Genomic DNA, 10,259 nt, shown 5'->3' with positions numbered 1-10,259 from the left:
GGGGGTACGGGCCGGAAAAGGTTCGCGCCCTTTACATGATCGTTATCCGACGGCCCGTGCGCCGAGCCGCGGGCGCCACGACGCCCGCCCCGCCGGATCCGCACCCGCGCGACACCTGGCCGGGTAGCCGTGGCCTCGGCGATCAACCACGATGAGCGGATGATCGAGCAGGGAAGCGAGCAGCGACCGACGAACGTCGCCCTTCGGCGCGTGACGGCGGCTCTTCACAGTTGAGGGGTTGATCGCTGGCTGGATGTTGGCTGGCGCGTCGGTCCCGGGGCAGCGATGCGCAAACGCAGCCGGAGGCCCGAACTTGTGTCACCGTTCGCAGTGGACTTCTTCGCGTACCCGTTCAGATCGGTCAACGGCGCACCCGATAGCGCAGGTGAAGCACCCGGTTGCCCTGAATTACCACGTCGGGATCCTCCAACAGGTGCTGCGCGTGGACCGACCCGAAGTAGCGCTTGCCGGACCCGAACACGACGGGTACGACGTCCATGCGCACCTCGTCGATCAGGCCCGCGGCAAGCACCTGGCCACCGACATCGCCAGCGGCGACCTCGACCATGCGGTCACCCGCAAGCTCCTGCGCCTTGGCCACGGCTGCCTCGACGCCGTCGACGAAGTGAAACGGCGCCTCGGGGTCCCAGCCCTCGGGCTTCGGCCGGTGCGTCACGACGACCACGTGGTCGACCCCGCCCGGAGGCTTCCCGTCCCAGCCGTCCGTCATGTCGAAGACGTGGCGGCCGACGACTGTCGCCCCGATCTGGTCCCAGTACGGCCGGGTGTAGTCGTAGGACGTCTGCGACACCTTCACCTCGCCGCTCTCGTCCAACGGGACGTCACCGCTGGACAACCAGTCGAACAGCGGTCCGGGCTGGTCGTGCTCGTCCGCGACGAAGCCGTCCACCGACACCGAGCTGTACATGACCACCTTGCCCACGGGGCTCTCCTCTGCTCTGGGGTGCCCCCAAAATTAGCGTGTCGTGACCTGTCGCTCTTGTAAGAAATCAATCGGCCGGCAGCGGCCAGTTGTCCAGCACGTGGCCGGGATGTTCGCGCAGGAACCGCCGCCGGACTTCGACGTACCGGGTCGGCGTGAGCCCGGTGAACGCCCGGAACTCGTGGCCGAAGTGGGCCTGGTCGAAGTAGCCTGCGCCACCGGCGAGGTCGCCCCAGTCGATCGGTCCGGCGGGGTCGATCGCGAACACGGTGGCGGCGAAGCGGTAGGTGCGGGCCAGCCGCTTCGGCGTGACGCCGATGAGCTCCTTGAACCGCCGTGCCAGATGAGTGCTGCTGACACCGGCTGCCACCCTCAGGTCGCCGATCGCCACCGCCCCGCTGGTCGCCGCGATGACGCTGCTCGTATGGCGGACCAGCCCCAGGCCGGCGGTCTCGCACAGCCGTCGCATCAGCTCCTCCTCGAGCAGCGTCAGCATCTCGTGCGGTCCGTCCGCCGTGGCCAGCCGGTCTCGCAGCTCAGCAATAGCGGGCCGGCCCCAAACCTGCTCTACCGTCACCGGCCGGTCACACAGCTCGCTCGCAGGCATCGGCAGGAACGGCGCCAGCCCCCACGGCTTGAAGTGCACACCGACGGACCGGGTCCGGAGTGGGTAGCCGAACTCCAACGCGCGGGTGGGCATGGTGACCACGCAGCCGTCGGCGTACTCGGCCGTCTCGATGTCGGTGCCGGCGCGGATGCGGAACGGTGCCCCGAGGTTGACGATGAGCAACGCCGACGGCATCGGCGGCAGCGTCAGCCGGGCGTACGGCGGCGCACCCCCCAGGTAGTAAAGGTCGTCGATCAGCCCGTCCAGCGGCGGTCGCGGCACTCTGGACACGTACTCCACGCCCACAGTATCGCCGACGCCCCGCCGGCATCGCCCTCGGCTTCCGCAACCTCACCCACTACATCGCCAGGGCACTCCTCGAAACCGGCGGATTCAGACCCCGACTACACCCCGCTTTGTGAAGAGCCGTGATGGCTGCTGTGCTCACCGGTCTGGTCGTCGTTGCGGTGCCAGCGGTGTTTGTTGCCTGGCGCAATCCGTGGCACTACGTGCATCTGATGCCGTTCGGCCGTTCGTCAGTGGTGGCGGCTGTGCTGATCGCCGTGCCGGTGCTGCTCGGCATCGCGGCGTGGCTCGTTCTGCCGGCGAGGCTGGCATGGGCGGTGGCTGTTGTCGCGACAGCTCTGGCGTTGGTGATGGGTTGGAATGGCATCCAGTTTTCGATGGGGGCGTCTCTCTACGGCTATGAGTCAGACGGGGATTCCGAGGTCGTAGCCGTTTCCCCAGGCGGATCGTTCGAGGTGGTCGTCCTGCACTACCCCGCTTTCATGACGGGCTTCGATGTCTTGCGGATCCGCTCGCGGACCGGGCTACGCAGCCGGGAAGCCGACCAGGACCTCGCCTGTTTCGCCGTTCCGTTCGACCCGGTCGGCCCTGAGGACACCTTCGACACCGCCCGATTTGTGAGCGACCACGAGGTCGAGGTGCGCACCGAAGGAGGTGAGGAGTGGACGACCACCTTCGACCCGCACACCCTGCTGGCCGTCTCCACCCTGTCCCACGGCTGCGGCTAGACCACGACCTGGTGAGGTCGACGGCTGCGCGCTGATCATCGCCCAGCGCTTGAATCGAATGCCGGCCGCTCCCGGCCAACTCGCGTAGAGGTCAACGCGGACCGGCTGTGCGAGAGATGGTTGTCCAGCCGGATGCCCTCGTGTCGGCGTACAGGTCACGTACACAGCCAGGTACGCCCCTGACATACAAAGATCCACATGTAGAGGAGATCGACGTCGGCCGCCTTGAGGGCTGCCATCGCCACCAGGGCGGTTGGTTTGTTCGACTACGTTCGGTCACCGCAGGGCGGACGAATGCGCGCGGATCGCGGCATGAGCGTGCACTGTCACCGAGGTCTCGTGGGCGCCCTGAAGGTACGTAACGGTGCCGGTGCTATTTGGGAGTAGGTTCACCGGGTGACCGTGTACGACATCGCCGCCGAACTGCCTTCCATCGACGTGCTGCGGGACCGCTGCAAGGCACTCGCCGTGCTGGAGTGCATCGTCGACGGTGGCGGGTCCTACTACGCCTACACCCGCGCGTGGGGTGACGACGAGGCGGCACTGATGAACAACGGCAGCGGCGACGAGTGGACGGTTGTGTTCACCGCCGACGGCGCGTTCATCCGCGCATTCGACCACGAGTCGGCGATGACGCCCTACCGCGATCCGGACCACGAGCTGTGGCCCGGACTGCTCGACGGCATCCCTGCGGTGTTCCGTCCGCAGATCGAGGAACCAGCGTTCGGCGACGAGGAGGGCCAGTTCGTCGCCACCGCCGTGCTGTGGCGGCTCTGCGGTGACGACCGCTGGCACGCGGGCGAAGGCATCACGTTCCCCCCGCTCCGCGGACCGTACGACGACAACGCCCCGGACGGCTCTGGCCTGCTCGAGATCCTGCTCGACGACATCGTCGACCGGTACGTCAAGTTCGCCGAGGACTACTACGAGATCGAGGTGGACCCGACGGTGGTCGAGCACGTCGTCGCGCACCGCCCGCTCACTGACGTCATTGTGCAGGCTTTGAACCCGGAAGTAACCGTTGCCGGGCTGCACGAGGACATTGCCGCGATTGGATATCCGATCGCGGCGGCGTGACGTCAGACCCACACCTGGACCGCCTCGGCAGCACGCTGGTCGCTCATCGGCACGTCCGCGCGCCACCAACGGTCGACAGCCGGCTGCGCTCCGTGACGCGCGGTCGGCGGCATGAGAGTGCACTGCTCGTTCTCCACTTGGCCGGTCCTGGCGCCACAGGCTTGGAAGATCCGTAGCCCGAGTAGCCCTAGCAAGCGCGACCAGGGCGAAGTCATTGATGTCGGCGGACAGGCCGGGCGGCGGTAACCATCGCCTCGAACTGGGGATGGCTGAGGCCGAGAGTTGGAGACTCGGGTGCACCAATGGCCTGCGGGCATAGCCAGCCGGTAAGTGCGGCAGGATCTGGTAGATGACGCAGAATTGGTAGAAGCCGATCACGGCTGACAGCCGTCGGGGTACCGTCGAGGGCTGGTCGCAGCGGGCATCCTGCAGCTAGGGCCCGTAACGCTCGATGTCCGTTCGTGCGGCTTGCAGTGGGTCCAGCGGCTGGTCAGCTGACCAGCGCAGGATGACCTGGAGATTGGAGTCGGTCTGCATCCGGGAGTGACCGCGGTATCGGCCGAGGTAGGCAGCGACAGCTGCTCCCAGGAGGCGCTACAGAGGTTGAAAGATCGATGTGCGTCGGCCCGACCCTGATTGTCCGTGGCTTGATCCGGAGCGGCAGAGAGGGCGTATCGGACCTTCCGTTCCTATTCGACCAATTCTCTAATTCCGGCGCGATTATGGCTGGCGAGTTGCTGCATGCCGGCTCACCTAAGATCCTGCTATGCAACTGAGCAGAGTGCTGGAACAGCAGATTGCGGTGTTCGGCGAGACCGGCAGCGGCAAGACCGTCTTGCTCTCCTCGTTCTACGGAGCCACCCAGGAACCTCGGTACCTGCAGAGGAACCTGTTCCATGTCATAGCGGACGATATTGGGCAAGGCGCTCGGTTGCATCGAAACTACCTCGGGATGAGAGACTCGGCGCGGCTGCCCGCGGCCACCAAATTTTCCGCCACGTCCTACTCTTTCTCAGTCAAGCTGAGGGACGGCTCTGATGCTACGGATACGAATTCCAGGCCATTCGATGCTCTCCGCCTTGTCTGGCACGACTATCCGGGAGAGTGGTTCGAGCAGGATGTGAGCGGGCCGGAAGAGGCTCAGCGCAGGATCGACGCCTTCCGGTCTCTGCTGGGTTCTGACGTCGCTCTCCTGCTGGTCGACGGTCAGCGGTTGCTGGATCACTCTGGAGAAGAGGAACGATACCTCAAATCGTTGCTGGCAAATCTCCGCAACGGACTGCTTTCGCTCAAGGATGACCTGTTGGTCGACGGCAAGCCTCTCGTCGAGTTTCCGCGTATCTGGATGATGGCGCTGTCGAAGGCCGACCTGCTGCCGCACTTGGACGTTTTCAAGTTCCGGGATCTCCTCATCGACAAAGCCTGCGATGAGATCGACGAACTACGCAAGGTGCTTGCTGGTCTGGTGGAAGCCGGCGACGCACTGTCCATGGGCGAGGACTTCGTGCTGTTGTCGTCAGCGAAGTTCGAGGCGGGCAAGATTAAGGTGACCGAGCGCGTCGGTCTGGAACTGATCCTGCCATTGGCGGCCATGCTCCCCTTCGAGCGACACGTCCGGTGGACTCAGGCGTGGGAGATCCCTGGGAAGGTGGCCGAGAATCTGCTGAATGGCGCTGGAACCCTGGCTGCCGCGCTGATCGGGCGCAAGAGCACGCTGCCTGGACCATTGGGCCATCTGGTCAACCTATTCGGTCCCGATGTCGTGAACGACGCGTTCAACCTGGCGGGCGAAAAACTCCGAAAAATGAACTCCGAAGCGGTAGCCAAAAAGGAGTACCTTTCCGCCACGTTGACCGGCTTCCGGATGGACTTGGACAACGGCGAAGAAAAGCAGGTCCTCCTCAGGAGCCGTCGATGAACCTCATCTGGGCTACTCGTGGGCGGAGGTGGGGGTTTCGCTTCCTACTTAACGGGGGATTTTCGGACCCGCTCCCGAAGTATGAAGAAGCCTTCTCGGATGTCGGCGATGAAACGGAAGTCTTCCATCGCATCGGCGAGCTAGTGGCGCTACGTTTCCCGGATCCTTTGGAGCGCGAAGACGCGGCCGGCCGAGTAATCCCACACGATTTCGTCGTCTTCGGACCATTGACCGAAGAAATTGACTCGGTCGAGGACGGTCTTCGGTTGATCTGGTGCCGACCCGAGGTTGCTGACGAATTCGCCCGGGTTTGGGATTCGGCCAAGCCGCCCGCGGCTAACGGATGACGTCAGCGACATAGTCCGTCTCAACGGCACGCTTGGCACCGGTGAGCCGTCCGGGCCCTCCGGACGCAATGCCGTTAAGTTTGTGCGTTTGGGCAGGCCAGCAGCGGTGTCGGTGGACCGGGGTGGCGGATGATCTGGTCGGTGGGTCGTTTGACTCGGTAGGAGTTGTGCCGGGCGCGTTTGAGCACGCGGGGACAGGTGCGGTGCCGCCGTGCGGGGTTGGGTTGTCGCTGGATCTCGGTGATCGCGTCGGTGAGAGCGTCGTCAAGGTCCTCAGGGGGTAATGGCCGCCTGGTCGGTGACCTGGCGGCGCACGACGCGCAGGCCTTTGATGAAGGACATGCGGTCGGGGTCGTAGCCGGCGGGATCGGCGGCGTCCAGGAGAAGCGCGCAAATGGCGTAGTGGGCCAGCAGCAGTCCCCACATCTGTTGTTCGACCAGGTCCGGGCTCTTCGAGCGCAGGATCTCGCCGCGGCCGCGCAGGTCGGTCTTGATCTCGTCGAGGGCGGACTCTTCCTCCCAGCGCTGGTGGTACGCCTCAGCCAGGTCGAGTGCCGGCACCTCCTGCGCGAGCACGGTGGTGACCACCACGATCAGTTCACCCTCGGGGTTGCGGTCCGGGACGGTGTACTCGACCACGCGCACCAGGCGTGCCAGGTCGGCGGGTATGTCCTGCCCGGCTTTGGCCTGCTCGACCAGCCGGGCACGCCGCTGCGCGCTCAACCCGGGCCGGTAGATCAACGCGTGGTAGGAGCCGTCGGGTAGCCACCGCAGATGCCCGACCGACACTGAGGCCCCGATCCGCCAGGCCAGGTCGGCGCCGGTGGCGGCGAAGGCGTTGAACAGCTCGAAGGAAAACAGGCCGGCATCGGCCAGCACGAGCATGCCCGGGCCAACCCGATCCACCAGATCGGCCACCAGGGTGCGTTCCCCGGTGCGACACGAGCCCAGCACGGCACCGACGATGGCGTGGCTGCCGCACTCCGCGAGGGCCGCGACGTGCAGTTTCGGGTACGCCGACGCCTTTGGCCCCGATCCCATCCGTCCGAACCGCTCAACGTTGTCGGCGGTGTCGGCCACGTCGAAGCTGGTCGCGTCGATGGCCATCAACCGCCGGCGGGCCAACCAGGCCCCCTTCGTGCCCGACGTGGCCAGCGGCACCGCCGCCCGGTCGAACAACGCGGCCATCGGCTCCGGTCCCAACCGCTGCCGGGCCTGGGTGACCGCCGACGCCGTGGGCACCTGCCAGTCATCAGTCCACGACCCGAGCTTGCGTAGGTTCCCGACCAGCCGGCGCATCACCTCGTCGTAGGACTCGGTGAAGAACAACCCCATCGCGATCACGTAGCGGATCATCACGTGAGCCGGCAGCCGCCGGCTGCGTTTCTCCCGCCGCCCGGTGCGGTTGAGGACCTCTTCGAGCAGGTCACGGTCGTACCGGGCCGCCAACACACCCAGTCCAATATGGTCGGTCAACCGGCCCTGCGGCCGCGGTACGGACTCCAACCCCGACGAGATCACGGCCGGCCACCATACCCCCCACCACCCCCACCGTCAGTTCACCACGCCGACCTCGACAAACGGCTTATCTGAACGGCATTGCCTCCGGACGCGGACCGGCGGAGAAGATCCGGCCCGCACCCCGCGTCTCCCGCCGGCGCGGCAGGCAGGACTAGCGGCGCAGCCGCTCTTGGCCGCCCGGTAGACGGCGGGATTGTGCTCGTCGCACAAACGAAAGCGGGTTAGACATGGGCGTGAGGAACATCCGCAACTCGGCACATCCGGAGGCCGGCGGCTGGCGCCGACGTCACCTGGGTGACGAGCGCTTCGCGGCAAATGAGGATGCCCGGACCGAGACGTCGAAGCATGATGTGCGGCGTGATGGAGTTCCTGATTCGTACGCGCGACGACCATGACTGGCCGGCGATGCCCAGGGGCCGGATGGCGCAGGTGTTGATGCCTTCCGACTGGGACTGCGCCGTCGTATCGGGTTGGGGAAACCACCGGCTGCGTTGCGGTGACACCGAGATCTCGTTCTCGGGCGAACCCGTTGGCTGGGAGGTCTCGATTGAAGGCCCGATGCCGGCGGACGTGGCCGCTCGCCTCGTGGCCGCCGTTGCGGCCCAGATTGGGCAGGAGATCCACCAGCCAATCGAGTGGATCCGCATCAGCTGATCCGCAAGGACGACGCCGACCTGTTCACGGCATGAGCGTGCAGCTGATCAAGCGCCGTCGTTACGTTGCCCGAGCCATTGATGCACCGCCAAGAAGGCTGCATCGGTCAGTCCCGCACATGGGTCGACACGGTGCAGCAGCGCCGGCCCCGGGTGGTGCGCGGCCACCCATCGCCCGTCAGCGTCGGTTACCTCATCGTCAAGCCAGACGAATGAGCGGCCTGCCGCCCACCGAGTGAGGAACACCGTCTTCCAGTGCAGACCCTGCTCTGGTTCCTCATCGGAGTCCGGCCACTCCACCACTGGGAGCGCCGGAAGGCCCAGCCGTGGCGAGATGATCTCGTTTGCCTCCGCCATCCATGTCGTGGCCCAGACCAACTGGCATCCCAGGGCCAGCAGGCGTCGTCCGTCATCGGGTTCAAGCCGATCCAGGAGAGGATTGCCCCAGCCGTCGGGTGCCTCTGCGTTCGCCTCGACCGCGGTCGAAGGGCGATCCCTTCGCGTCGGCCGGCCCCTGAACGGGATGAGCACGCCGTCCACGTCGAGAAAGATCAGCGGTTGTTGAGCGACGCTGGGAAGCACTCCCGAACCGTATCGCTGATCCGGGTGCCCTCCGGGCGCGCTGATCGCGCTGGCGATGCTGCCGACCGAGTTGCGGCACCGGCGGTCCGACGCCGCCGCCATCGCCGCCGCCGAAGCCACCATCACCCCCACCGCCGCGTCGGCCGGCGTTCACCCCGAAGGGAGAAACGCCCGAAGGCGTACTGGCAAGTCCGCCGGCCGACTCCAACCATTCACATCCGCCGCCTCACCAGACCAGCCATCCGATAACAGACCGTGACCGGCCCGCGTTCGCAACCGGGCACTCGCACCAAACGAATACGCGACCCCGCCAGTCGTTCCGAACATCACTGTTCTCGGCAAAGTCGGACGTCTTCCACGTGGCTCGCCAACGCCCGGTCAGCGGCAGAAGAGGATGTTCGCGAGTCACCAGCCGGGGCGGAGGCGACATGATGGATGATCGTATCGGGGCCCGTACTGCCGACAGGTGAGCGAAGCGGGCTGGATCATCGGGTCGCTGCCCGCTGGCGTCCTGGTGATCTTCTCACGCGCCGGTCCTGACGAGGAGATCCATCCGTGGGGTACGGCCTGGCGGTGGAGCACGCTTGGGTTCAGGAGTGACGCGATGACGTGGCGGACGAGGCTGCTGGCTGTCGATGTCGTTGTTGTCGTCGCGCTGGCCGCGGGAGACAGTTGGTTGGTCGACCACGGGCCTTGCGCCTTACCGCTGGCGATCATTGCGCTGATACCGGCGGTCACGTGGGGCGTCGCTGCGCCCACACCTGCATGGGCCTGGTCGGTTTCCGCGTTGTTGCTCGGGGTGCTGCTTGCGTCCGTGTGGGTTTCGAGGGTGTACCTCAGCCATGGCCCGGCAGCCCCACCCATCGACTGGGCCCTGCCCTCCGCCACTGTCTCCATCGTCGTGTGCACTCTCGCGATGATGATTTCTCGCTCGTGGCGGTGGAATCCGGTGATGGCGCTCGCGGCTCTGGCCGTGACAGCAGGATGCTGGGGACTGCTCCAGCGGGTGTATGAGGGCGAGTGCTGCATGTCCATCCCGGCCAGCGACGCCGCGCCTGCAACCTCGGCGTTGGATATCGCCGACGCCGGCCACACCGAATGCGGGCAGGACGGCGGACTCTGCGACCGGGTGGTCGCCATCAGGACAACCCTCACGACGGCCGAAGTGCGGAAGGTGTTGCGGTCTCATGGATGGAGCGAGGACTGCCGACCTGTCACGGGAACCCTGTCGAACCTTGGCTGGTACCGGTACGGCAGCCGTTGCATCTCGATCGAGAGCCGACAGCCCGGGACGGTTAAAGTCTCCCTGCTAGCCAAGGCGGACTGGTGGTCACGCCTCGAACGAGAGTTGTAACCGTCCGCCCATCACCTCTCCGCGGAGACATCCTCATCTCGGCAAGTCCGGGCATTCTCAGATCCGCCAGCCGACTACCGACAGTAACGCTCGATCGGCGGCAAATGTGCGCACCGGCGGCCCGCCTTTGCCGAACCGGGGCGCGCGGCGCGGCTGGTGGCGCCGATTGCGTTTGATGCCGGCTTGATCACGACCTACGGTGCTGCGAATGAGACTGCGTCAC

At 66.0% G+C, this 10,259-nt stretch carries 10 protein-coding genes; 6 read left to right on the top strand and 4 right to left on the bottom strand.

Annotation, left to right across the window (positions count from 1 at the left end; translation table 11 throughout):
• Positions 1–361 precede the first annotated feature (361 nt).
• Both AB0I41_RS29100 and AB0I41_RS29095 read right to left on the bottom strand, forming a co-directional pair.
• Positions 362–943 (bottom strand): dihydrofolate reductase family protein, encoded by a 582-nt coding sequence (locus AB0I41_RS29100; protein ID WP_357113781.1) that lies wholly within the window; start codon positions 941–943, stop codon positions 362–364.
• Positions 944–1,010: 67 nt separating this feature from the next.
• A complete protein-coding gene (locus AB0I41_RS29095) occupies positions 1,011–1,850 on the bottom strand; it encodes a helix-turn-helix domain-containing protein (RefSeq protein WP_357113780.1) in 840 nt (279 codons plus the stop codon).
• 131 nt (positions 1,851–1,981) lie between these two features.
• Between AB0I41_RS29095 and AB0I41_RS29090 the strand changes: the two genes are divergently transcribed.
• The 4 genes from AB0I41_RS29090 (at position 1,982) to AB0I41_RS29075 (ending at position 5,926) form a co-directional block, all read left to right on the top strand.
• Complete coding sequence (locus tag AB0I41_RS29090) at positions 1,982–2,584, top strand: hypothetical protein (protein WP_357113779.1); 603 nt, start codon at positions 1,982–1,984, stop codon at positions 2,582–2,584.
• 396 nt (positions 2,585–2,980) lie between these two features.
• Positions 2,981–3,661 (top strand): hypothetical protein, encoded by a 681-nt coding sequence (locus AB0I41_RS29085; RefSeq protein ID WP_357113778.1) that lies wholly within the window; start codon positions 2,981–2,983, stop codon positions 3,659–3,661.
• A gap of 766 nt (positions 3,662–4,427) precedes the next feature.
• Positions 4,428–5,579 (top strand): hypothetical protein, encoded by a 1,152-nt coding sequence (locus tag AB0I41_RS29080; protein ID WP_357113777.1) that lies wholly within the window; start codon positions 4,428–4,430, stop codon positions 5,577–5,579.
• Positions 5,576–5,926, top strand: a complete 351-nt coding sequence (locus tag AB0I41_RS29075) for a hypothetical protein (protein WP_357113776.1) — start codon at positions 5,576–5,578, stop codon at positions 5,924–5,926. The genes AB0I41_RS29080 and AB0I41_RS29075 overlap by 4 nt, the downstream gene beginning before the upstream one ends.
• Positions 5,927–6,199: 273 nt before the next feature.
• Here the strand turns inward: AB0I41_RS29075 and AB0I41_RS29070 are convergent, their stop codons facing one another.
• Positions 6,200–7,447 carry an IS4 family transposase gene (locus AB0I41_RS29070; protein WP_357113775.1) on the bottom strand — a complete coding sequence of 416 codons (1,248 nt, stop codon included), beginning with the start codon at positions 7,445–7,447 and terminating at the stop codon, positions 6,200–6,202.
• Positions 7,448–7,804: 357 nt separating this feature from the next.
• Here AB0I41_RS29070 and AB0I41_RS29065 point away from each other — a divergent pair, with 357 nt between their 5' ends.
• Positions 7,805–8,101: a hypothetical protein gene (locus AB0I41_RS29065; RefSeq protein ID WP_357113774.1), complete on the top strand. Its 297-nt coding sequence runs from the start codon at positions 7,805–7,807 to the stop codon at positions 8,099–8,101.
• Positions 8,102–8,148: 47 nt separating this feature from the next.
• On the opposite strand, the gene AB0I41_RS29060 is transcribed toward AB0I41_RS29065, so the two are convergent.
• Positions 8,149–8,682, bottom strand: a complete 534-nt coding sequence (locus AB0I41_RS29060; RefSeq protein ID WP_357113797.1) for an HAD domain-containing protein — start codon at positions 8,680–8,682, stop codon at positions 8,149–8,151.
• 466 nt (positions 8,683–9,148) lie between these two features.
• On the opposite strand from AB0I41_RS29060, the gene AB0I41_RS29055 reads away from it, so the two are divergent.
• Complete coding sequence (locus AB0I41_RS29055) at positions 9,149–10,036, top strand: hypothetical protein (RefSeq protein ID WP_357113773.1); 888 nt, start codon at positions 9,149–9,151, stop codon at positions 10,034–10,036.
• Positions 10,037–10,259: the final 223 nt, after the last annotated feature.

It is taken from the genome of Micromonospora sp. NPDC050200 (genome assembly GCF_040656135.1).
Taxonomy (GTDB): domain Bacteria; phylum Actinomycetota; class Actinomycetes; order Mycobacteriales; family Micromonosporaceae; genus Micromonospora.
The sequence above is the reverse complement of the archived record's forward strand: the minus strand, read 5'-3'. Positions and strand labels throughout refer to the sequence as shown.

What these genes read in the sequence shown, in the direction of transcription:
- AB0I41_RS29080 (WP_357113777.1), top strand. Translation starts at nt 4,428, where the DNA reads ATGCAACTGAGCAGAGTGCTGGAACAGCAGATTGCGGTGTTCGGCGAG.
- AB0I41_RS29075 (WP_357113776.1), top strand. Translation starts at nt 5,576, where the DNA reads ATGAACCTCATCTGGGCTACTCGTGGGCGGAGGTGGGGGTTTCGCTTC.
- AB0I41_RS29090 (WP_357113779.1), top strand. Translation starts at nt 1,982, where the DNA reads ATGGCTGCTGTGCTCACCGGTCTGGTCGTCGTTGCGGTGCCAGCGGTG.